Source organism: Streptomyces sp. NBC_00647 (assembly GCF_045207245.1).
Taxonomy (GTDB): Bacteria; Actinomycetota; Actinomycetes; order Streptomycetales; family Streptomycetaceae; genus Streptomyces.
Genome location: NZ_CP109040.1, coordinates 7,460,751 through 7,482,097, shown reverse-complemented (window position 1 = coordinate 7,482,097; position 21,347 = coordinate 7,460,751). Strand labels below are relative to the sequence as shown.

Genomic DNA, 21,347 nt, shown 5'->3' with positions numbered 1-21,347 from the left:
CCGGGCAACTCGGCAAGGTTGTGGCAGGCTGCACCCGGGCAGGCCACACTCGACTAGCGGAAGCAGCGACGCACGTGACGTCGGCAGGCACCACCCGGGAGGTCCCCATGCCCGAACTGCGTGTCGTGGCCGTCTCTAACGACGGCACACGGCTGGTGCTGAAGGCTGCGGACAGTACGGAGTACACGCTTCCGATTGACGAGCGTCTGCGCGCCGCCGTACGCGGCGACCGTCCCCGCCTCGGCCAGATCGAGATCGAGGTGGAGAGCCATCTCCGCCCCCGAGACATCCAGGCGCGTATACGTGCCGGCGCTTCCGCGGAGGAAGTCGCACAGCTCGCCGGAATCCCCGTCGATCGCGTACGTCGCTTCGAGGGACCCGTGCTGGCCGAGCGCGCCTTCATGGCCGAGCGCGCCAGGAAGACTCCCGTCCGCCGCCCCGGAGAGAACGCCGGACCCCAGCTCGGCGAGGCCGTCCAGGAGCGGCTGCTGATCCGGGGCGCCGAGAAGGACACCGTCCAGTGGGACTCGTGGCGCCGCGACGACGGCACCTGGGAAGTCCTGCTGGTCTACCGGGTCGCGGGTGAACCGCACGCCGCGAGCTGGACCTACGACCCGCCCCGGCGGCTCGTCCAGGCCGTCGACGACGAGGCGCGCTCACTGATCGGGGAGTCCGAGGACCTCGCGGCACCCGAGCCGAGCTTCCCGTTCGTGCCGCGGATCGCCAGGCTGCCCCGCGACCGTCCGCTGGACCGCGCCCTGGACCGGCAGATGGAGCGGCCGAGCCTTCCCCCGCCACCCCCGGAACCGGCCGAGGAGGCCGAGGACCGGGACTCGCTGACCAGTCTCCTGGAGGCTGTGCCCAGCTTCCGGGGCGACATGGTCGTCCCCGAGCGGCCCGCCACCACCGAGCGGCCCGCCGAGGAGCCCGTCGACGAGCCCGAGGCGGAGGAGCCCCCGGCTCCCGCCGCCTCGGCCGGTGCCGGTTCCGCGTACGCGGACGTGCTGATGCCTCGCTCGGTCGGCAGCCATCGCGACCGGCTGGTCGGCGCGACCGACCGTCAGGCCGAGGCGGATGGCGTCCGCCCGGGCCGCAGAGCGGCGGTCCCGAGCTGGGACGAGATCGTCTTCGGCACACGACGGAAGAAGCAGGACTAGTCAGGTGTACGAGGAAGGGGCCCGCGCCGATCCGGTGCGGGCCCCTTCCTCTTACACCCGGCGGCGGGGCAGCCGGGCGCGCCCGGCGCGGCGGACCCGGAGCCCCGGGCCGTCACTGCGGGTCGGGGCCCACCGCGACGGGGCGGTCGCCGTCCTGGGACCACTCCGACCACGAACCCGCGTACAAAGCCGCGGGAATGCCCGCCACGGCGAGGGCCAGCACCTCATGGGCCCCCGAGACACCGGAGCCGCAGTAGACGCCGACCTCGGACGCGGGGGTCACGCCGAGGGACCTGAAGCGGTCGCCGAGTTCGGCCGGCGGCAGGAACCGTCCGTCCTCGGTGACGTTCTCGGCGGTCGGCGCGGAGACGGCGCCCGGGATGTGCCCACCGACCGGATCGATCGGCTCGACCTCGCCCCGGTACCGCTCACCCGCGCGGGCATCGAGCAGCAGCCCGGTACGGGCGAGTGCGGCGGCCCCGTCCGCGTCGAGCAACGGCCGGGCGCCGGGCGCCGGTACGAACGTTCCGGGCGCCGGCGAGGGGACCTCCGAGGACACCGGACCGCTCCAGGCGGCGAACCCGCCGTCAAGCACGCGTACCGACGGATGACCCGAATAGCCGAGTAGCCACCAGGCACGCGCGGCGGCCCAGCCCTGCCCTCCGTCGTACACGACCACGTCACGGTTCTCGGACACTCCCGCGGCCCGCATCGCCGCGCCGAAGACCTCGGCGCCGGGAAGCGGATGGCGTCCCGCCGCACCGGCCGGACCAGCGAGTTCGGAATCCAGATCGACGAAGACGGCACCCGGGATGTGCGCGTTCTCGTACTCGGAGCGCAGGTTGGGGCCGCCCAACTGCCAGCGGATGTCGAGGAGCACCGGCGGGTTCGGGCCCGCCAGGTCGCTCGCGAGCTCGGGTGCGGTGATGATGGCGTTCATGGCCACCATCCTTGCGCACGGGGTGGCCGCGTCGTCCATGTCCGGCTACTCTGCTCCGCCGGACAGGTCCGATCACCAGGCGTATGGGATCGGGCACATGCTGTACAACCGATGGACACCACGCGGCAATCACTCCGAAACGGATGAGAAACGGCATATCGCGCATCCTCCCGCCGCGGGCCGCCGAACGGCGGCGCGGCCGGGACGCGCGGCGCGACCGGTGGTGCGAACATCGGCACGGGGCGTGCACGCACGCGACTGAGTACGCGTGTTCGCAGGCGGAAGGTGACCGGCCACCGCGAGGGGCCGAGAAGAGAGTGACGATGACCGAGGCACGGGAATCGGCCGGCCCGAACGGCACCACGCACGCTCGGCACATGCCCGGCACGCCCTGTTGGGTGAGCCTGATGGTGCATGAGATGGCCGCGACCCAGGACTTCTACGGAGCGCTGTTCGGCTGGGAGTTCCAGCCTGGCCCACAGCAGCTCGGCCCGTACGCGCGTGCGCTGCTCGACGGCCACGAGGTGGCCGGGATCGGCCAGTTGCCGCCCGACCGGCACCTGCCCATCGCCTGGACGCCGTACTTCGCGTCGGCGGACGTGGACCAGACCGCCGAGACGGTACGGCTCAGCGGCGGAACCGTGGGCGTGGGACCGCTCGACGCGGCCGAGGCCGGCCGTCTGGCGATCGCCTCCGACACGTCGGGCGCCGTCTTCGGCATCTGGCAGGTGGTGGCCCACCCCGGCACGGAGATCACCGGTGTGCCGGGCACCCCGGTGTGGAACGAGCTCGTGACGCGCGACACCCAGAGTGTCGTCAAGTTCTACCAGGGGGTCTTCGGCTACGAACTGGAGCCGACCGTCTCGCCCGACTTCGACTACGTGACCCTGCACATCGACGGCCGCCCGGTGGCGGGTGTGCACGGGGTCGGGAACACCTTGCCCCGCGACCGCGGTCCGCACTGGCTGACGTACTTCGAGGCCGCCGACGTGGACGAGGCCGTCCGCCGCGTCACGGAACTCGGCGGGCACCTCGTCGAACCGGCTCACGACTCCCCGTACGGCCGTGTGGCGACCGTGGCGGATCCGGAGGGCGCGACGTTCTCCCTGATCCATGCCGTCACGTGACGCGGTGAGCCGGCGTACCCGATGGGCCGGCCCCGGGCCGGGCGCCAAGGCGTCGGGGCCGGGCGTCGGACCGGGGAAAGGTGCCTCAGGCCGAGGCGATCGGCAGGACGTCGGGTGACAGGGCGCTCGCGTGGGCCGTGGCGGCCGTCATACGGCGACGGTGGTGCCTGCGGCACAGGACCTCGTAGCCGACGTCGGGCTGGTTGACGTCGCCGACGACGACCTGGGCGCCTTCGACGACCATCTCGCCGCCCACGGTGCGGGCGTTGTGCGTGGCGCGGGCGCCGCACCAGCACAGGGCCTCCACCTGGAGGACCTCGACCCGGTCCGCCAGTTCGACGAGGCGTTGGGAGCCCGGGAAGAGCTTGGAGCGGAAGTCGGTGGTGATCCCGAAGGCGAAGACGTCGACTCCCAGGTCGTCCACCACGCGGGCCAGCTGGTCGATCTGCCGGGGGGCCAGGAACTGGGCCTCGTCCGCGATCACATAGTCCGCCCGGCCACCCTGGGAGAGATGGTCGACCAGGTAGGCGTACAGGTCCTGGTCGTCCGCCACCTCGACCGCGTCGGTGACCAGGCCGAGACGCGAGGAGAGTTTGCCCTCGCCCGCGCGGTCGTCGCGCGTGAAGATCATGCCCTGCAGACCCCGCGCCGAGCGGTTGTGCTCGATCTGGAGAGCCAGCGTGGACTTCCCGCAGTCCATCGTTCCGGAGAAGAACACCAGCTCGGGCATGGGGAGTTGAGCACCTTTCGGCAACGGAGGCAGGGAGAAGGACGGAAGGGCGTCAGGAGCGTACTTGGAGGAGCGGCACCAGTTGCTCGACGGGGGTCATCGAACCGTGGTTGCCGACCATCGCCGACTCCTTCGGCTCCCGCTCGGACGCGATGATCAGGACGTCGTCCCGGGCGGCCGCGATGACGTCACCCAGCCGGCCGTACACCCGCTCGTCGACCTGCGGGCCGAACCAGCCCGCCTCGATCGCCTCGTCTCGGGAGGCGATCCAGAACTGCTCGCCGAGGACCTCGCGCCAGCAGGTCAGCACGTCGGCCTCGGCGCCCGGGACCGCGTACACATGGCGGGCGCGGCCCTCGCCGCCCAGCAGGGCGACCCCGGCGCGCAGCTCCCAGTCCTCGTCGAAGTCGATGCGGTGCTGTTCGTCGAACGGGATGTCGATCATGCCGTGGTCGGCGGTGACGTACAGCGAGGTGCGCGGCGGCAGCTGCTCCGCGAGGCGCTGGACCAGGCGGTCGACGTACATCAGCTGGCCGCGCCAGGGGTCCGAGTCGACACCGAAGCGGTGGCCCTTGCCATCCACCTCCGCGTAGTACGTGTAGACCAAGGAGCGGTCCCCGGCGGCCAGTTGCTCGGCCGCGAAGTCCATGCGCTCCTCGCCGGTCAGCCGGCCGTGGAACGTCCCGCCGCTGAGCGCGATCTTCGTCAGCGGTGTGTTCTGGAAGGTGGGCGAGGAGACCTGGGCGGTGTGCACACCCGCCGCGTCCGCCAGCTGGAAGATCGTGGGGTAGGGCTGCCAGGCGCGCGGATCGGTCCACGGGTTCCAGCGGAGCTGGTTCATCAGGTCGCCGGTGGCGGGGTTGCGCGCGGTGTAGCCGGGCAGGCCGTGCGCGCCCGGGGGCAGGCCGGTGCCGACGGAGGCGAGGGAGGTCGCGGTGGTGGCCGGGTAGCCCGCGGTGATCGGGCGGCCTGTACCGCCCCGCGAGGACGCCAGGAGCGACGTCATGAAGGGTGCCTCGTCCGGGTGGGCCCTGAGCTGCTCCCAGCCCAGCCCGTCGATCAGGAACACGCAGTTCCGGTCGGCTGCGGCCAGCTCCGGTATGGCGGCTCTCGCGCCGGGCACGGACATGCCCGCGGCGAGCGTGGGCAGCAGATCGGCCAGCGAGCCGGCGCCGTACTCGGGGACGGGCGCGGAGCTGATGGCGAGCGGTTCCGGGTGGTCCCAGGTGGGCAGGGCCATCAGCGGGTCGTGTCCGCGGTCGCTTCGGAGAGGGACTGCGCGAAGGCCAGGGCCTGGCGGACGGTCTCCGGGCCGTCCCCGGCCTCGCTGACGCGCAGGCTCAGGTCGTCGGCCGTCGAGTTGCCCGTGTAGCCGTGATCGGCTTCGCAGTTGGGGTCACCGCAGGCGGCCGGCTCCAGGTCGATGCGGGAGACGGCGCCCCAGCCGATGGTCAGGACCACCTCGCGGGGCAGGGTGCCCGGCGTGTACGACTCGGGGTTCGCGACGACGCGGCTGACGACCACCGACGAGATCCGGCCGAGCTTGACCGACTCCGTGGAGGTCGTGGCGTACGGCGTCGGGGACGTGGTGTCCGCGTTCTGCTCGTCGGTGTGGCTGACGATGAAGCGGTTGCCGGTGAGGACGAGCACGGTGACGTGCCGACGCACCTCGTTCGCGTCGAACGTCGTCTCCTGGTGGACCAGGTACGACCGGATGGTCTCGCCGCCGATCGCGGCCTCCACCGCCTCGGCCACGAGGGCCGGGTAGTAGCCGCTGCGCTCGATCGCCGCTCGCAGCCCCTGGGTCGTCGTACTGGTCTTGGCCATGTCGTCCATCCTACGGGGGCCCACTGACTGCGAGGCACCGCTCGCGGCGGTCTGTCGTGGACGGAACAGATCGAATCGGGGACGGCGACCGGGAGGACCTGCGTACGGCGACGGCGGCGACGCGGCCGGGACCGGAGAGCCGGACGGCCGGCGGACGCCCGGGGCGGAACCCGGGACGCGGGCGGACGTCCGGGGCGAGGACTCCCGGGCGGCACCGCTCGGGCGACGACAGGTGTGCCGGGCCGGACCGGGCCGGGCCGCCAGCGCATGCCTCCCGGGAGGCAGTCCCCCTCGGACGGCACGGACGCCCCGGACAGCTCAGAAGCTCAGACCACTCAGACCACTCAGACGACCGGCAGTGTCCGGGGGCCGAGGTCGTCCCGGAGCGGGGCGCGGGCCAGTCGTACCGTGGCGCCCAGCACGCTCAGACCGGTCGGGGCGACCACGACCGGCTCCAGCGAGACCGCGACGACCTCGGGGTGGTCGTCGACCAGCCGGGACACCCGCAGCATGAGCTCTTCGAGGGCCGCCGTGTCGACCGGCGCGGAGCCCCGCCAGCCGAACAGGAGCGGTGCCGTCCGGATCGACCGGACCAGTGAGGTCGCGTCCCGGTCGGTGACCGGAATCAGCCGGTGCGCCGTGTCCCCGAGCAGTTCGGAGGCGGCTCCGGCGAGCCCGAAGGAGAGCACCGCCCCGGCCGCGGGGTCGATCACCGCGCGGACGACCGTGTCGACGCCGCGCGGCGCCATCCCCTGCACGACCGGGCGCAGCACCGTCGGCGGCCCGAACAGCTCGGTCAACTCCGTGTACGCCCGGCGCAGTTGCTCCTCGTCCGCCAGGTCCAGCCGTACGCCGCCCAGGTCGGCGCGGTGCCGCAGGTGCGGGGCGGTGGTCTTGAGGGCCACGGGGTAACCGATGGAGCGCGCGGCCGCCACGGCCTCGTCCGGTGTGGGGGCGGGCAGGGAACGGTGTACGTCGATGCCGTACCGCCCGAGCAGCGCTCCCGTCTCCTCGCCGCCGAGCGTCAGCCCCTCCCCGCGCGCGAGGAGGTCGTCGATCAGTCGCGCCGCTCCCTTTTCGTCGATGTCCTCGTACTCGGGCACCTTGCCGGGCTCGCCGGCGTCCAGGCGCCACTGGGCGTACTTGACGGCTTCGGCGAGGGCACGGACGGCACGCTCGGCGGCGGGGTAGGCGGGGATGAGCCGGGAGTCCGACGCGGCAACGGCGCTCACCGTGGCGGGTGAGAGGTCGGCGGGGTGGAACCGGGCGCCGGGCGCCGCGCCGGGTCCCGTCTCGGCGGCCTGCGGAGCGGTGCTCGCGGCGGCGGAAAGGGCCTCGGCGAGCCCGCCCAGCTCGACGTGCACCACGAGAACGGGTTTCGCCGGAGCCGCCGCCGCGGAGGACCGGAGTGCCTCGGCGAGCGCCGCGTCGGCGGCCGAGGTCTCCCCCACCGCCGGTATGGCCGTCACGACCACGGAGTCGCAGCCGTCGTCGGCGAGGGCCTCCGCCAGGGCCCGGTGGAAGTCCTCCGCCGAGGCCGCCGTGGTCAGGTCCCGCGGCGGCAGGGGCCTGAGCCCTTCGGCGAGACACGCGTCGTACGTCAGAAGCCCCAGCGACTCGGAGTTCCCGAGGATCGCCACCCGGGGTCCCCTGGGGAGCGGCTGGCGCGCCAGCAGGAGGCCCGCGTCGACGAGTTCGGTGATCGTGTCCACCCGGATCACTCCGGCCTGGCGCAGCAGCGCGGACACGGTGGTGTGCGGCAGCCGGGTGGCCCGTACGGCGTGCCCCTGGGGAGCGGCCCCGCCGTGCCGCGCCCCCTGGACCACGACCAGCGGCTTCGCGGCCGCCGTCCGCCGCGCGAGGCGGGTGAACTTGCGCGGGTTGCCGATGGATTCGAGGTACATCAGGGCGACGTCGGTGTCCGGGTCGTCGTACCAGTACTGAAGGACGTCGTTGCCCGACACGTCCGCCCGGTTCCCGGAGGAGATGAAGGTCGACACGCCGGTCACGCCCGTGACGCCGCCGCCGCGCCGGTGCAGCCGGGACAGCAGGGCGATACCGATGGCACCGGACTGCGCGAACAGGCCGATCCGGCCCGGGCGGGGCATCTGGGGGGCGAGCGAGGCGTTCAGCCGCACCTCGGGGGAGGTGTTGATGACTCCGAAAGCATTGGGCCCGATGATGCGCATCCCGTACGTGCGCGCGTGACGCACGAGTTCGCGCTGGCGCTCGCGTCCTTCGGGGCCGCTCTCGGCGTACCCGGCGGAGACCACCACGAGTCCCTGCACCCCGTGTTCGCCGCATTCCGTGACGACCTCGGGGACGTACTCGGCGGGCACGGCGACGACTGCGAGGTCGACGGGCTCGGCGATGTCCCGGATGGAGCGGTGGGCCGGGACTCCGTCGAGTTCCTTCTCCTGGAGGGCCGTGTTCACGGCGTACAGGCGCCCGGTGAACCCGGCTGCGCGCAGGTTGTCGAGGACGCTGCGGCCGACACCACCGGGTGTCCGCCCGGCTCCGACGACGGCGACCGAGCCGGGGGCGAGCAGCCGCTTCACGGACCGGGCCTCGGCGCGCTGCTCCCGCGCGCGCTGCACGGCGAGCGACCGGTCGGTGGGTTCGAGGTCGAACTCCAGGCGTACGACGCCGTCCTCGAAGCTGCGCTTCTGGGTGTACCCGGCGTCCGTGAACACCTTGATCATCTTGTTGTTGGCGGGCAGCACCTCGGCGGCGAAGCGGCGGATGTCGCGCTCGCGGGCCACGGCCGCGATGTGTTCGAGCAGGGCCGAGGCGACGCCGCGGCCCTGATGGGCGTCCTGCACGAGGAAGGCGACCTCGGCCTCGTCGGCGGGCGAGGACGCGGGCCGGCCGTCGGCGTCGATCCGGTCGAAGCGCACGGTGGCGATGAACTCGCCGCCCACCGTGGCCGCGAGACCCACCCGGTCCACGAAGTCGTGGTGGGTGAACCGGTGGACGTCCTTGGCGGACAGGCGCGGATACGGCGCGAAGAAGCGGTAGTACTTCGACTCGTCGGACACCTGCTCGTAGAAGCTGACCAGGCGCTCGGCGTCGTCCACCGTGATGGGCCTGATGCGCGCGGTGCCGCCGTCACGCAGCACCACGTCGGCCTCCCAGTGAGCGGGGTACTCGTGCCGGTCCGACGAGGTCTGCATGGGCCCCAGAGTACGGCTCGCGTACGACAACGGCGCGAGGCAGTCTGAGGAGACGGACGCCGGAGCGAGCCGCGGTCCGCCGTCGCCGCGGACGGACCAGGGACCGTCCGGGCACGCTTCACGATATGGGACACTGGTCTAGACAACCCGGAACACCCGAAGGGCAGCATCACATGGCTGAGCGCCGCGTCAACGTCGGCTGGAACGAGGGCCTCCACGCCCGCCCCGCCTCCATCTTCGTCCGGGCCACCACGGCCTCCGGCATCCCCGTGACGATCGCCAAGGCCGACGGCAACCCCGTCAACGCGGCCTCCATGCTCGCGGTCCTCGGCCTGGGAGCCCAGGGCGGCGAGGAGATCGTCCTCGCGTCGGACGCCGAGGGCGCGGACGCCGCTCTCGACCGCCTGGCGAGGCTCGTCGCCGAGGGGCTCGACGAGCTCCCCGAGACCGTCTGAGCCCACAAGGCACCCAGGACACGTACGGCCGAGCCGCGCCACCCCTCATCTCCGGGTGGCGCGGCTCGGCCGTTTTCCGTACCTCGTTCAGGAATTCTCCGGTGGCACGAGCGACCCGCGCCGTGCGGCCACGAGAATAGCGCGCGCCTGAATTCCTGGCACGCGAACAAAAGGGCATCAGAAATAGGCCCCTGCCGAATATCCCTCTTTGTATACGGCGCCCGTGTTAATGACGCGGGCCCGTCATGTTTACGGGATGTTGCGAAGTTCTCACACGCTCTGGCCGATCTCCGCCCCCAGGAAAGCGGAGCCGGTGCGCGGACGTCGCACGTTCGGCGTGCAGGGCCGTGATCGCGCGAGCCCGCTCACTGTCGCCGCGGGCGACCGCGTCCACGATGCCGCCGTGCTCCGCCCAGGACTCCGCGGGGTTGGCCGGCGCCTCCACCGAGTACATCCAGGCGATCTTGTGTCGCAGCTGGGCGAGCGTGGAGGTCAGCGCCGGGCTGCCGGACGCCTGTGCGAGCGTCTCGTGGAACCAGCCGCCCAGGGAGCGCAGATCCTCGCTGTGGCCCCTCCTGGAACGCTCCTGCCCCAGCCTGACCAGGCCCCGGAGCACCTTGAGGTGGGCCTCCGTGCGCCGCTGGGCGGCCCGCGCGGCACCCAGCGGCTCCAGCAGCATGCGCATCTCCAGGAGGTCCGCCGCCTCCTGCTCGGTGGGTTCCGCGACGCACGCGCCCGCGTGCCGGCGGGTGACCACGAAGCCCTCGGCCTCCAGCGTGCGCAGAGCCTCGCGCACGGGGACGCGCGAGACGCCGTAGCGCCGCGCGAGCAGTTCCTCGGTCAGCCGGCCGCCACGCTCGTAGACACCCGCGACAATGTCGTCACGGATCGCCGTGCATACCGAGTGCGCCGGAATACGCATGACCGGACCTCCGCTTTAATCCCCGCGAAACGCCATCGATTGACGCTTGTTCAGTGACTCTATTGCAGGAAGCCGGAATTTCCGATGGCAGGCCTGAATCCATGGATATTTTTTGGACAGACGGCCTCCGGAAACGATGATGCCCCGGCTCGGTGAGCCGGGGCATCGAAAGCGGTGGAGAAGCGGCGAAGCGGTCGTCAGACGTTGACGCCGTGCGAACGCAGGTACGCGACCGGGTCCATGTCCGAGCCGTACTCGGCGGTCGTGCGGGCCTCGAAGTGAAGGTGCGGTCCGGTGGTGTTGCCGGTGTCCCCGGAGAGAGCGATCTGCTGCCCCGGAGTGACCGTCTGGCCGACGGACACGCCGATGGACGAGAGGTGGCCGTACATGGTGTACGTGCCGTCGTGCATCTTGATCACGACTTGATTGCCGTAGGCGCCACCCCAGCCGGCCGTGACGACCGTGCCGGAGCCGACGGCGTGGACCGAGGTGCCGGACGCGGCGTGGAAGTCGACGCCGGTGTGGCTGCCGGAGGACCAGAGGCTGCTGCTGGCCTGGTAGCCGGTGGAGACGTACGAACCGGTGATCGGCATGACGAAGGTGTTCAGGCGCTTGCGCTCGGCCGCGCGGGCGGCGCGCTCCTTGTCCTCGCGAGCCTTCGCGGCCTGCTCGGCGGCGTGCTTGCGGGCGGTCTGCTCGGCCAGCTTCCGCGCGGCGGCCTCGTCCGCGGCGCGCTGCTGCGCGAAGGCCTGGGCGTCGATCTGGTCGGCGACCGAGTCGCCGATGGTGATGGCCTGGGTCAGCCCGGTCTGCTCGACGGAGGATTCCGCGGCGAAGGCGGGGGCGGCCAGGGTTCCGATGACACCGGTGGTGGTCAGTGCCGCGACGCCGACGGCGCTCGTGGTCGTGCTGTGCACCCGGTTCGGACGACGATGCTTCCCGGTGCCACAGGTGAACGCCATGTAGGGGCTGGTCCTTTCCTTCCCTCTCGCCTACCGGGTTAGCTGACGGGTTCGGAGCAGGAAGGTCTCCTACGGACCCCCTCAGGGAGGGCGTCCGATTCACCCCAGGGACTACGTGTGGGTCCCCGGCTCCCCATGGCTCGCGCCACGCGGGGACTCGGCGATGACTGTCCGGTGCCGCGGGCGCGGCGCACTGCCTGACGAACAGTCGGACAGACGCTAAACGGGGTGTCGTTCGAACAACAAACAGATCACGGTTTTTGTAGCGCATCCCACAGGGCAGAAGGGCAACCTCCATACCAATACGGACATCTCGGGGACGGCGTCCGGGTAAAAGAGGGCCCTGGTGACTCTTCAGTCACCAGGGCCCCCTCGTCGCGCGGGCTCTACTCGGCGGCCACCACGCTGACTTCACCGATTCCGAGAGCCTTGACGGGCTCCTCGATCTGCGCCGCGTCGCCGACCAGGACAGTCACCAGACGGTCCGTCGGGAACGCGCTCACGGCGGCCGCGGTGGCCTCCACGGTGCCGGTGGCGGCCAGTTGCTGATAGAGCGTCGACTGGTAGTCGTCCGGCAGGTACTGCTCGACCTGGTCGGCGAGCGTGCTCGCGACAGCCCCCGCCGTCTCGAACTTGAGGGGCGCCACGCCCACCAGGTTCTGCACGGCGATGTCCCGCTCGGCGTCGGTCAGCCCCTCGGCCGCGAGGGTGCGCAGCACCTTCCACAGGTCGTCGAGCGCCGGACCGGTGTTCGGGGTGTCCACGGAGCCGCTGATGGCGAGCATCGCGACGCCCGTGCCGTCCGGCGCGGCGCGCAGGACCTGACCGAACGCCCGCACACCGTAGGTGTAGCCCTTCTCCTCGCGCAGGACTCGGTCGAGGCGCGAGGTGAGGGTGCCGCCGAGGCAGTACGTGCCGAGCACCTGGGCGGGCCACACGCGGTCGTGCCGGTCGGCGCCGACACGGCCGATGAGCAACTGCGTCTGGACGGCGCCCGGGCGGTCGACGATGATCACGCGGCCGGTGTCGTCGGCGTTCACCGGCGGCACGGGACGCGGCTCGGCGGACGAACCGGTCCAGGAGCCGAGCGTGTCGCCCAGCAGTTCGTCGAGGTCGACGCCGGTCAGGTCGCCGACCACGACGGCGGTGGCCGTCGCGGGGCGCACGTGCTTCTCGTAGAAGGCGCGTACGGCCGCCGAGTCGATCTTCTGGACGGTCTCCTCGGTGCCCTGGCGCGGGCGCGACATGCGCGCGCTCGCCGGGAACAGCTCCTTGGAGAGCTCCTTGGCCGCACGACGGGCCGGGTTGGCCGTCTCGTGCGGGATCTCGTCGAGCCGGTTGCGCACCAGCCGCTCGACCTCGCTGTCCGCGAACGCCGGTGCCCGCAGGGCGTCACTGAGCAGGCCGAGCGCCTTGGCCAGGCGCGAGACGGGCACTTCGAGGGACAGGCGTACGCCGGGGTGGTCGGCGTGCGCGTCGAGCGTGGCGCCGCAGCGCTCGAGCTCGGCGGCGAAGTCCTCGGCCGAGTGCTTGTCGGTGCCCTCGGAGAACGCACGCGCCATGATCGTGGCGATGCCGTCCAGGCCCGTGGGCTCGGCCTCCAGCGGCGCGGCGAGGATCACCTCGACGGCGACGACCTGCTGGCCGGGGCGATGGCAGCGCAGCACGGTCAGGCCGTTGTCCAGGGTGCCGCGCTCGGGGGCGGGAAAGGCCCACGGCTTGGGGCTGCCGGCCTGGGGCTGCGGATGGAAGTCCATGGTGGCGAGCTCGGTCACTTCGCCGCCTCCTCGTCGGTCTCGTCAGCGGCGTCGGTCGGTTCGGGTGCGGTCGGCTCGTAGACGAGCACCGCGCGGTTGTCGGGGCGCAGGCGGGCCTTGGCGACCTCCTGGACCTCCTCCGCGGTGACGTCGAGAACGCGCTGCACGGCGGTCAGGGCGAGCTGCGGGTCGCCGAACAGGACGGCGTACCGGCACAGTTCGTCGGCGCGGCCCGCGACGGTGCCGAGCCGGTCCAGCCACTCGCGCTCCAACTGGGCCTGCGCGCGCTCCATTTCCTCGGCCGTGGGGCCCTCCGCGGCGAACCGGGCGAGCTCCTCGTCGACGGCGGCCTCGATGACCGGGACCTCGACGTCGCCGGACGTCTTCACGTCCAGCCAGCCCAGGGAGGGCGCTCCGGCGAGGCGCAGCAGGCCGAAGCCGGCCGCGACGGCGGTGCGGTCACGGCGTACGAGCCGGTTGTAGAGGCGGGAGGACTCGCCGCCGCCGAGAACGGTGAGCGCGAGGTCGGCCGCGTCGGCCGCGCGCGTGCCGTCCTCCGGGAGCCGGTAGGCGGCCATCAGGGCGCGTGCCGGGACCTCTTCCTCGACGACCTCGCGCAGCTGCTCGCCGATGGTGTCGGGCAGCGAGCCGTCACGCGGGGCGGCCTTGCCGTCGTGTCCGGGGATGGAACCGAAGTACTTCTCGACCCAGGCGAGCGTCTGCTCCGGGTCGATGTCCCCGACGACCGACAGCACCGCGTTGTTGGGCGCGTAGTACGTGCGGAAGAACGCGCGGGCGTCCTCCAGGGTGGCCGCGTCCAGGTCCGCCATCGACCCGATCGGGGTGTGGTGGTACGGGTGGCCCTCGGGGTACGAGAGCGCGGTGAGCTTCTCGAACGCGGTGCCGTACGGGACGTTGTCGTAGCGCTGCCGGCGCTCGTTCTTCACGACGTCGCGCTGGTTCTCCATGGACTCGTCGTCCAGGGCCGCGAGCAGCGAACCCATGCGGTCGGCCTCCAGCCAGAGGGCGAGCTCCAGCTGGTGGGTGGGCATGGTCTCGAAGTAGTTGGTGCGTTCGAAGCTCGTCGTGCCGTTGAGCGAGCCGCCGGCGCCCTGCACGAGTTCGAAGTGACCGTTGCCGTGGACCTGCTTGGAGCCCTGGAACATCAGGTGCTCGAAGAGGTGGGCGAGTCCGGTCCGGCCCTTGACCTCGTGGCGCGAGCCGACGTCGTACCAGAGGCACACCGCCGCGACCGGGGTCAGATGGTCCTCGGAGAGCACCACGCGCAGGCCGTTGGCCAGGCGGTGCTCGGTCGCTGTCAGGCCGCCGGAGCCTGCCTCAGCTGTGGCCGTGTGACCCATGGGCATGTACGTCCCTTCGATCGCGGAACTGCGTCATTCCTGTCGGTCCTGCCACTGTATGCAAGCGCGCGGACGGCTGGCGAAGTTCCCGCACCTCGTACGCCGAGAGCGAGACTTACGCGTGTCCCTGACACACCCCGAAGAACCCTCCGAGAACCACCGCGAAGGGGCCCGGAAGCCGCCGCGTACCGGGTCCGGGGGCCGCTCGGGAGCCGTCTCGGCGGCGCCCGGGGAGCGCGCCGCGGGGGCGCTACGGACGGGTCGCGGTCCGGGTTGTCAGTGGGGCGGTCCACAATGGTGCGCGTCAGAACCCGTTCATGCCCCGGCAGAGACTGTGAAGGAGCCGCAGCAGCGATGGCCCGCCGCAGCACGAAGACCCCGCCGCCCGACGACTCGTACGAGGAGAAGATCCTCGACATCGACGTCGTGGACGAGATGCAGGGCTCCTTCCTCGAATACGCGTACTCGGTCATCTACTCGCGAGCCCTGCCGGACGCCCGAGACGGCCTCAAGCCGGTGCACCGCCGCATCGTGTACCAGATGAACGAGATGGGCCTGCGCCCCGACCGCGGCTACGTGAAGTGCGCCCGCGTCGTCGGCGAGGTCATGGGTAAGCTCCACCCGCACGGCGACGCGTCCATCTACGACGCGCTGGTGCGTCTGGCGCAGCCCTTCTCCATGCGTCTGCCCCTGGTCGACGGCCACGGCAACTTCGGATCGCTCGGCAACGACGACCCGCCGGCCGCGATGCGGTACACCGAGGCCCGGATGGCCGACGCCACGTCGCTCATGACCGAGTCCATCGACGAGGACACCGTCGACTTCACGCCCAACTACGACGGCCAGGAGCGGGAGCCGGTGGCCCTGCCCGCCGCCTTCCCGAATCTGCTGGTCAACGGCTCGTCGGGCATCGCTGTCGGCATGGCGACCAACATGCCGCCGCACAACCTCGGCGAGGTCATCGCCGCCGCCCGTCACCTCATCCGGTACCCGGGCGCCGACCTCGAGACGCTGATGAAGCACGTCCCGGGCCCCGACCTGCCCACCGGCGGCCGGATCGTCGGCCTCTCCGGGATCAGGGACGCGTACGAGACGGGCCGCGGCACCTTCAAGATCCGCGCCACGGTGTCGGTGGAGGACGTCACGGCGCGCCGCAAGGGCCTCGTCGTCACCGAACTGCCCTTCACCGTCGGCCCGGAGAAGGTGATCGCCAAGATCAAGGACCTGGTCGGCGCGAAGAAGCTCCAGGGCATCGCCGACGTCAAGGACCTCACCGACCGCGCGCACGGACTGCGCCTGGTCATCGAGATCAAGAACGGCTTCGTGCCGGAGGCGGTCCTCGAACAGCTCTACAAGCTGACGCCGATGGAGGAGTCCTTCGGCATCAACAACGTGGCCCTGGTGGACGGCCAGCCGCTCACCCTGGGCCTCAAGGAGCTGCTGGAGGTCTACCTCGACCACCGCTTCGACGTCGTGCGCCGCCGCAGCGAGTTCCGCCGCACCAAGAAGCGCGACCGGCTGCACCTGGTCGAGGGTCTCCTCGTCGCCCTCCTGGACATCGACGAGGTCATCCGTCTCATCCGCTCCAGTGACAACTCGGCGCAGGCCAAGGAACGCCTGATCGAGCACTTCTCGCTCTCCGAGATCCAGACGCAGTACATCCTGGACACGCCGCTGCGCCGCCTCACCCGGTTCGACCGCATCGAGCTGGAGTCGGAGCGCGACCGGCTCAACGGCGAGATCGACGAGCTGACCGGCATCCTGGACTCGGACGCGGAGCTGCGCAAGCTGGTCTCCGGCGAACTGGCCGCGGTGGCCAAGAAGTTCGGCACCGACCGGCGCACGGTGCTCCTGGAGTCCGCCGGCAGCCCCGCCGCGACGGTCTCGCTCCAGGTCGCCGACGACCCGTGCCGCGTGCTGCTGTCCTCGACGGGCCTGCTGGCGCGTACGGCGACCGGTGATCCCTTCGGGGAGGACCCGGACGCCAAGCGCACCAAGCACGATGTGATCGTCTCCGCGGTGCCCGCGACGGCACGCGGCGAGATCGGCGCCGTCACCTCGCTGGGCCGCCTCCTCCGCCTGAACGTGATCGACCTCCCGCGGCTGCCCGAGACGGCGTCGGCGCCCAACCTCTCCGGCGGCGCTCCGGTCTCGGAGTTCCTGTCCTCCCTGGAGCCGGACGAGACGGTGATCTGTCTGGCGACGCTCGACGAGACGTCGCCGGGTCTGGCCATCGGCACGGAGCAGGGTGTCGTCAAGCGTGTGGTGCCCGACTACCCCTCGAACAAGGAGGAGTTGGAGGTCATCACCCTCAAGGACGGCGACCGGATCGTCGGCGCGGTCGAGCTGCGCACCGGCGAGGAGGACCTGGTCTTCATCACGGACGACGCCCAGTTGCTGCGCTACCAGGCTTCGCAGGTCCGCCCGCAGGGCCGTGCCGCGGGAGGCATGGCCGGCATCAAGCTGACCGACGGCGCGAAGGTGATCTCCTTCACGGCCGTCGACCCGGCGGTCGACGCGGTGGTGTTCACGGTGGCGGGTTCGCGCGGGACGCTGGACGACTCCGTCCAGACCACGGCCAAGCTGACTCCCTTCGACCAGTACCCGCGCAAGGGCCGCGCCACGGGCGGTGTCCGCTGCCAGCGGTTCCTGAAGGGCGAGGACTGCCTGTCGCTGGCCTGGGCCGGTCCGACGCCGGGGCGCGCGGCGCAGAAGACCGGCATGCCCGTCGACCTGCCGGAGATCGACCCGCGCCGGGACGGCTCGGGCATCTCGCTGGGCAAGCCGGTGTCGGTGGTGGCGGGCCCGGTGTAGTCCGGGTCAGCCCTCCGGGCTCGGCTCCTGTACGTAGCGGAGGACGCCCCACATGCTGTGTTCATCGGCGTGCGGGGCGTCCTCTTTGCACGCCTCGAGCTCTTTGGCCAGCGCCACCGCGTCGATTCCGGAGCCGATGAGGACGAGCTGGGTGAGCCGCCCGTCCGCACCGGTCCAGGGCTCCGGATAGAAGCGCAGGAACCGTCCGACGGCGTGCACCGCGTACCGGTTGCGGGCGTCCTGGACGCCGAAGTCGACGTACCCCTTGATCCGGTAGAGCCCTTCGGGCCTGCTGTCGAGGAAGGCCATCAACCGCCGTGGCCCCAGGGGTACTTCGGAGGTGAAGGAGAGGGATTCGTAGGCGGAGTGCAGATGACCGGAGTGCCCGCGCTCCCCGTGGCCGCCGCTCGCGCCCGGGCCGTCCTCCTCGTGATCGTGGAGATCGTCGAAGGACAGCTGTCCGACACGTTCCTCGCTCGGCCTGCAGTCGAAGAGGAACTCCGGGTCGACGCGGCCGTAGGTGGCGGGGACGACCGCGGCGCGGTCGGCGAGCTCCCGGACGACGCGCAGCACACCTTCGCCGTCGCGGGCCCGGTCGATCTTGTTGACGACGACGAGGTCGGCCAGGGCGAGGTGCCGGTCGATCTCGGGGTGCTTCTCGCGTGTGCCGGCGAACTCGGCGGCGTCGACGACCTCGACGAGCCCTCCGTAGACGATGCCCGGATGCTCGCTCGCGAGGACCATGCGCACGAGTTCCTGGGGCTCGGCGAGCCCGCTCGCCTCGATGACGATGACGTCGATACGGGCAGAAGGTTGAGCGAGCCGATCCAGATATTGATCAAGCTCGCCGACATCGACCGCACAGCACAGACACCCGTTGCCGAGCGACACGGTGGAGTCACCGAGCGCTCCGGCCACCGCCATCGCGTCGATCTCGATCGCGCCGAAGTCGTTGACGACGGCTCCGATACGGCTGCCGCCGCTGCGGTGCAGGAGATGGTTGAGCAGCGTGGTCTTGCCGGAGCCCAGGAAGCCGGCGAGAACGATGACCGGGACCTGCCGGGAACTCGACTGACTCACCATGCGCCCTCTCTGAACCTGTGCGCGCACCGGCTCACGGGACCGGCGCTCACGCGGTGAATGAATGCCGACCAAGCATACGAGTGGGGGGAAACGCCCCGAAGTGAACGATTGTTAGCGGCGCTCGCGGGGCACACGTTGGACATGGCGCCGGTGAACGCGACCCACACATCCCTCCGTGCGCCTCCTCTCCGCCTCCCTGCCGATCAGAGCCGCTCGGCAACACTGGGGGGCGGCAAGCGCGCCGCCAACCGCTCGCCGGTCCGCTCCCTGTCGCCCCACCGACGACCGGCGGACGGTCGCCTGATTCGGGGGTTGACATGGCCACACGGAAGTTGAAAGTGCGTGGGTTGAGCTCCGCCGCCGCGGCGGCGGTCGGCCTGCTGACAGGGGCCGCCACCACCCTGGTCGCGCAGCGAACGACGCTCGACGCGTTGCACGCGCGGATCGAGCAGCTCGAACAGGCCGCTCAGACCCAGCGGCAGGCCAATCTCGCCCACCAACAGCGGCTTCACTGGGAGCTGCTGAGCAAAGCCATGGACGATCCCGAACTGGCCGAGGTGCTGGACGTGTACGAGGGGACCGTCTCCGCGAGGAAACAGCGCCAGTTCCTCTTCACCAACGCCTTGTACACCAACGCGCTCTGCTACTACCGCATGGGCAACATGACCCGCGAGGAATTCTTCGGCTTCGCCCGCGGATGGCTCCAGCACCCGATCTTCCGCGAGTACTGGTACGCAACACGCCCTCATCGAGCAAGTCTCATCAGTACATCCGAAGAAGCCAAAATCGGACTTATGGTCGAAGACCTCCTCGCGCAGCTGGAGGAAACAGACACGGAGGAGTGGTGGGTCGTGGGTGAGCCGCCGAGCGAGTAGCGCCCTTCGCTCGCCACACTCCGGCGCAAATGCGTTCACCCGCGCCACCCTGACGGGCGGATCACACCTTCGGGCGATAACGAACACATAACCCGCGCGTTTTTTAGATGCCAACAGGGTTGAGTACTGCGCTATTACGTTTGGGTCGATCCCCACCGAACCGTCGCTCCACGCCGCCCGGTCCGAGGTCGCCGCCCCACAGGGCAGCATCGTGCCGCGCAGCAACAGCGCGCAGGCCAGCCCACCTCGAGATCAAAGGGAATCAAGAACAGTGAGCCACATCATCCGTCGGATTGGCACTCCTCCGAGCATGCGAGGAAGTACGTCCGGTGCCAATTGCCCAGACATTTTCGAACTGTCCGACGGCAGGTTCGCTGTGATCGGAACAGATGTCACCGAGACTCTCGACGCCGATCTTCCCCCTGACGCATCCCGGGCAGACTACGAAAGAATCGTTGTAGTGTCCCGCGAAACCCTTATTCACGCGAAGGCAGATATTCCCGACGTATAGGTGACCGAAGGCCGTACTCTCACGCGAGTACGGCACATCATCACATCGCTGTACGTGCGCTTTGCCCTCGGTAGCCCCGGTTTGCCCGCCCGACCCTGTCCGGTGGGCAACCACGGGACGACCCACACCATGACCTCACGGTCACCGCACGAAAGGCCGAGACAATGACGACTGTCGTCCGTCGGATCGGTGCCTCTCCCCGTGCACGAGGCAGCGCGACCGGCCAGTCCTGTCCCGACATCTTCGAGCTCAGCGACGGCAACTTCGCCGTCATCGGGCGCGAGGCCACCGAGGAGCTCGAGCCAGAGCTCCCACCCGACGCCGCACGAGCCGACGACGAGCGCATCGTGGTCATCACGCGCGAGACGCTCGTCCAGGCCAGGAGAGACATCCCCCGCGCGTAGCGGCAGGGTTTCGGAGCACCTGACGTCACACCCGGGCTCGGCACCACCTTGGTGCCGAGCCCGTTCTTGCCCGTTCAGCCGAGCGCGGGCACCGCCACCGGCGGAACAGGTCCCACATACCGGGCCGCCGGGCGGATGATCTTCGAGTCCTCCGCCTGTTCCAGGATGTTGGCGCTCCAGCCGACCACCCGGGCGGCGGCGAACGTGGGCGTGAACATCTCGCGGGGCAGCCCGCAGAGTTCCATGACCACGCCGGCGTAGAACTCGACATTGGTGTGCAACTCGCGGCCCGGCTTGAGTTCGGCCAGGATCGCCTCCACCCGTCGTTCCACGTCGACGGCGAAGTCGACGAGCGGCCCGCCGAACCCCTGGGCTATGCCGCGGAGCATGCGCGAACGCGGATCCTCCGTGCGGTACACGGGGTGTCCGAAGCCCATGATGCGATCGCCGGCGAGGACGCGTTCGCGAATCCAGGGGTCGATACGGTCGGGGGTCCCGATCGCGTCGAGCGTGTCCAGGGCACGACTGGGAGCACCGCCGTGGAGAGGGCCGGAGAGGGCCCCGACCGCACCCACGAGGCAGGCCGCCACATCCGCGCCGGTCGACGCGATCACCCGCGCAGTGAACGTTGATGCATTGAATCCGTGGTCAATGGTTGAGATGAGATATTGCTCAACGGCACGAGCACGGGCAGCGTCCGGCTCGGAACCCGTCAACATGTACAGGTAGTTGGCGGCGTACCCCAGGTCCTCGCGCGGCTCCACCGGTTCCATCCCCTGCCCGAGCCGGTACAGCGCGGTGAGCAGCGTCGGCACGGCGGCCGTCGCCGCGAGGCCGTCGTCGCGACGCCGCTCGGCGTCGATGTCGTACACCGGACGGAACCCCAGCGAGGCTCCGAGCAGCGACAACGCGGTGCGCAGCCCGGCGAGCGGTCCCGACAGCCCGGCCGCCGCCGCGATCGCGGGCAGAGCGGCGCGCACCTCGTGCGGCAGTCCGCGCAGACCCGCCGTCCGCGCGACGAAGGCGGCACGGCGAGTCTCGTCGGGCAGCTCACCGTGGGCCAGCAGATGCCAGACGTCCTCGAAGCCGCGGCGCTGCGCGAGGTCGACGGCCGAGTACTGGCGGTAGTGGTAGAAGCCCTCCAGCCCTCTGACGTCACCCAGTTCGGTGTCGGTGACGACGACGCCCGCGAGTCCTCGCGGTACATCGACAGAGGTGGACGCGGCCCGGTTGATCGGCATGTTTCCTC

Annotated in this window: 18 protein-coding genes and 1 riboswitch; of the genes, 7 read left to right on the top strand and 11 right to left on the bottom strand. The window is 70.8% G+C overall.

Annotated features, from left to right (window positions below; genetic code table 11):
* Positions 1–74 precede the first annotated feature (74 nt).
* A complete protein-coding gene (sepH, locus tag OG788_RS32900) occupies positions 75–1,157 on the top strand; it encodes a septation protein SepH (RefSeq protein ID WP_406374793.1) in 1,083 nt (360 codons plus the stop codon).
* A 112-nt stretch (positions 1,158–1,269) separates the two neighbouring features.
* Here the strand turns inward: sepH and OG788_RS32895 are convergent, their stop codons facing one another.
* On the bottom strand, positions 1,270–2,097 hold the full coding sequence (locus OG788_RS32895; RefSeq protein WP_406374792.1) for a sulfurtransferase: 828 nt from the start codon (positions 2,095–2,097) through the stop codon (positions 1,270–1,272).
* A 323-nt stretch (positions 2,098–2,420) separates the two neighbouring features.
* Here OG788_RS32895 and OG788_RS32890 point away from each other — a divergent pair, with 323 nt between their 5' ends.
* Entirely contained in the window at positions 2,421–3,224 is an 804-nt protein-coding gene (locus OG788_RS32890) for a VOC family protein (protein ID WP_406374791.1), read from the top strand.
* An 85-nt stretch (positions 3,225–3,309) separates the two neighbouring features.
* Here the strand turns inward: OG788_RS32890 and OG788_RS32885 are convergent, their stop codons facing one another.
* The 4 genes from OG788_RS32885 to OG788_RS32870 form a co-directional block, all read right to left on the bottom strand.
* Positions 3,310–3,954 (bottom strand): thymidine kinase, encoded by a 645-nt coding sequence (locus OG788_RS32885; protein ID WP_351535524.1) that lies wholly within the window; start codon positions 3,952–3,954, stop codon positions 3,310–3,312.
* A 52-nt stretch (positions 3,955–4,006) separates the two neighbouring features.
* Positions 4,007–5,194 carry an alkaline phosphatase family protein gene (locus OG788_RS32880; protein WP_406374790.1) on the bottom strand — a complete coding sequence of 396 codons (1,188 nt, stop codon included), beginning with the start codon at positions 5,192–5,194 and terminating at the stop codon, positions 4,007–4,009.
* A complete protein-coding gene (locus tag OG788_RS32875) occupies positions 5,194–5,781 on the bottom strand; it encodes a DUF5998 family protein (protein WP_266763448.1) in 588 nt (195 codons plus the stop codon). The genes OG788_RS32880 and OG788_RS32875 overlap by 1 nt, the downstream gene beginning before the upstream one ends.
* 344 nt (positions 5,782–6,125) lie before the next feature.
* A complete protein-coding gene (locus OG788_RS32870) occupies positions 6,126–8,954 on the bottom strand; it encodes a GNAT family N-acetyltransferase (RefSeq protein WP_406374789.1) in 2,829 nt (942 codons plus the stop codon).
* A 173-nt stretch (positions 8,955–9,127) separates the two neighbouring features.
* Between OG788_RS32870 and OG788_RS32865 the strand changes: the two genes are divergently transcribed.
* Positions 9,128–9,409, top strand: a complete 282-nt coding sequence (locus OG788_RS32865; protein ID WP_406374788.1) for an HPr family phosphocarrier protein — start codon at positions 9,128–9,130, stop codon at positions 9,407–9,409.
* 226 nt (positions 9,410–9,635) lie between these two features.
* Here the strand turns inward: OG788_RS32865 and OG788_RS32860 are convergent, their stop codons facing one another.
* From OG788_RS32860 to OG788_RS32845, 4 genes are all read right to left on the bottom strand, one after another.
* Entirely contained in the window at positions 9,636–10,331 is a 696-nt protein-coding gene (locus OG788_RS32860) for a GntR family transcriptional regulator (RefSeq protein WP_406374787.1), read from the bottom strand.
* 197 nt (positions 10,332–10,528) lie between these two features.
* A complete protein-coding gene (locus OG788_RS32855; RefSeq protein ID WP_351535512.1) occupies positions 10,529–11,293 on the bottom strand; it encodes a M23 family metallopeptidase in 765 nt (254 codons plus the stop codon).
* A 12-nt stretch (positions 11,294–11,305) separates the two neighbouring features.
* A riboswitch (cyclic di-AMP (ydaO/yuaA leader) is annotated at positions 11,306–11,466 on the bottom strand.
* 213 nt (positions 11,467–11,679) lie between these two features.
* Positions 11,680–13,068: a M16 family metallopeptidase gene (locus OG788_RS32850; protein WP_406374786.1), complete on the bottom strand. Its 1,389-nt coding sequence runs from the start codon at positions 13,066–13,068 to the stop codon at positions 11,680–11,682.
* Positions 13,065–14,411: a pitrilysin family protein gene (locus tag OG788_RS32845; RefSeq protein ID WP_351535855.1), complete on the bottom strand. Its 1,347-nt coding sequence runs from the start codon at positions 14,409–14,411 to the stop codon at positions 13,065–13,067. The genes OG788_RS32850 and OG788_RS32845 overlap by 4 nt, the downstream gene beginning before the upstream one ends.
* Before the next feature lie 354 nt (positions 14,412–14,765).
* Here OG788_RS32845 and OG788_RS32840 point away from each other — a divergent pair, with 354 nt between their 5' ends.
* Positions 14,766–17,225: a DNA topoisomerase IV subunit A gene (locus OG788_RS32840; RefSeq protein WP_356752185.1), complete on the top strand. Its 2,460-nt coding sequence runs from the start codon at positions 14,766–14,768 to the stop codon at positions 17,223–17,225.
* Between the two features lie 6 nt (positions 17,226–17,231).
* Here OG788_RS32840 and OG788_RS32835 read toward each other — a convergent pair whose 3' ends face one another.
* Positions 17,232–18,308 carry a CobW family GTP-binding protein gene (locus OG788_RS32835; RefSeq protein WP_406374785.1) on the bottom strand — a complete coding sequence of 359 codons (1,077 nt, stop codon included), beginning with the start codon at positions 18,306–18,308 and terminating at the stop codon, positions 17,232–17,234.
* 338 nt (positions 18,309–18,646) lie between these two features.
* On the opposite strand from OG788_RS32835, the gene OG788_RS32830 reads away from it, so the two are divergent.
* The 3 genes from OG788_RS32830 to OG788_RS32820 all read left to right on the top strand — a co-directional run bounded on the left by OG788_RS32830 (position 18,647) and on the right by OG788_RS32820 (position 20,098).
* Positions 18,647–19,183, top strand: coding sequence for a DUF6082 family protein (locus OG788_RS32830; RefSeq protein ID WP_406374784.1), 537 nt, complete (start codon positions 18,647–18,649; stop codon positions 19,181–19,183).
* 310 nt (positions 19,184–19,493) lie between these two features.
* Positions 19,494–19,694: a hypothetical protein gene (locus OG788_RS32825; protein WP_356752337.1), complete on the top strand. Its 201-nt coding sequence runs from the start codon at positions 19,494–19,496 to the stop codon at positions 19,692–19,694.
* A gap of 164 nt (positions 19,695–19,858) precedes the next feature.
* Positions 19,859–20,098: a hypothetical protein gene (locus tag OG788_RS32820; RefSeq protein WP_351535500.1), complete on the top strand. Its 240-nt coding sequence runs from the start codon at positions 19,859–19,861 to the stop codon at positions 20,096–20,098.
* A 74-nt stretch (positions 20,099–20,172) separates the two neighbouring features.
* Here the strand turns inward: OG788_RS32820 and OG788_RS32815 are convergent, their stop codons facing one another.
* On the bottom strand, positions 20,173–21,339 hold the full coding sequence (locus OG788_RS32815) for a citrate synthase/methylcitrate synthase (RefSeq protein ID WP_406376909.1): 1,167 nt from the start codon (positions 21,337–21,339) through the stop codon (positions 20,173–20,175).
* Between the last annotated feature and the right edge of the window lie 8 nt (positions 21,340–21,347).

What these genes read in the sequence shown, in the direction of transcription:
- OG788_RS32875 (WP_266763448.1), bottom strand. Translation starts at nt 5,781, where the DNA reads ATGGCCAAGACCAGTACGACGACCCAGGGGCTGCGAGCGGCGATCGAG.
- OG788_RS32885 (WP_351535524.1), bottom strand. Translation starts at nt 3,954, where the DNA reads ATGCCCGAGCTGGTGTTCTTCTCCGGAACGATGGACTGCGGGAAGTCC.
- OG788_RS32890 (WP_406374791.1), top strand. Translation starts at nt 2,421, where the DNA reads ATGACCGAGGCACGGGAATCGGCCGGCCCGAACGGCACCACGCACGCT.
- OG788_RS32880 (WP_406374790.1), bottom strand. Translation starts at nt 5,194, where the DNA reads ATGGCCCTGCCCACCTGGGACCACCCGGAACCGCTCGCCATCAGCTCC.
- OG788_RS32895 (WP_406374792.1), bottom strand. Translation starts at nt 2,097, where the DNA reads ATGAACGCCATCATCACCGCACCCGAGCTCGCGAGCGACCTGGCGGGC.
- OG788_RS32865 (WP_406374788.1), top strand. Translation starts at nt 9,128, where the DNA reads ATGGCTGAGCGCCGCGTCAACGTCGGCTGGAACGAGGGCCTCCACGCC.
- OG788_RS32825 (WP_356752337.1), top strand. Translation starts at nt 19,494, where the DNA reads ATGCGAGGAAGTACGTCCGGTGCCAATTGCCCAGACATTTTCGAACTG.
- OG788_RS32845 (WP_351535855.1), bottom strand. Translation starts at nt 14,411, where the DNA reads ATGGGTCACACGGCCACAGCTGAGGCAGGCTCCGGCGGCCTGACAGCG.
- OG788_RS32870 (WP_406374789.1), bottom strand. Translation starts at nt 8,954, where the DNA reads ATGCAGACCTCGTCGGACCGGCACGAGTACCCCGCTCACTGGGAGGCC.
- OG788_RS32855 (WP_351535512.1), bottom strand. Translation starts at nt 11,293, where the DNA reads ATGGCGTTCACCTGTGGCACCGGGAAGCATCGTCGTCCGAACCGGGTG.
- OG788_RS32840 (WP_356752185.1), top strand. Translation starts at nt 14,766, where the DNA reads ATGGCCCGCCGCAGCACGAAGACCCCGCCGCCCGACGACTCGTACGAG.
- OG788_RS32820 (WP_351535500.1), top strand. Translation starts at nt 19,859, where the DNA reads ATGACGACTGTCGTCCGTCGGATCGGTGCCTCTCCCCGTGCACGAGGC.
- OG788_RS32860 (WP_406374787.1), bottom strand. Translation starts at nt 10,331, where the DNA reads ATGCGTATTCCGGCGCACTCGGTATGCACGGCGATCCGTGACGACATT.
- OG788_RS32835 (WP_406374785.1), bottom strand. Translation starts at nt 18,308, where the DNA reads ATGGTGAGTCAGTCGAGTTCCCGGCAGGTCCCGGTCATCGTTCTCGCC.
- OG788_RS32815 (WP_406376909.1), bottom strand. Translation starts at nt 21,339, where the DNA reads ATGCCGATCAACCGGGCCGCGTCCACCTCTGTCGATGTACCGCGAGGA.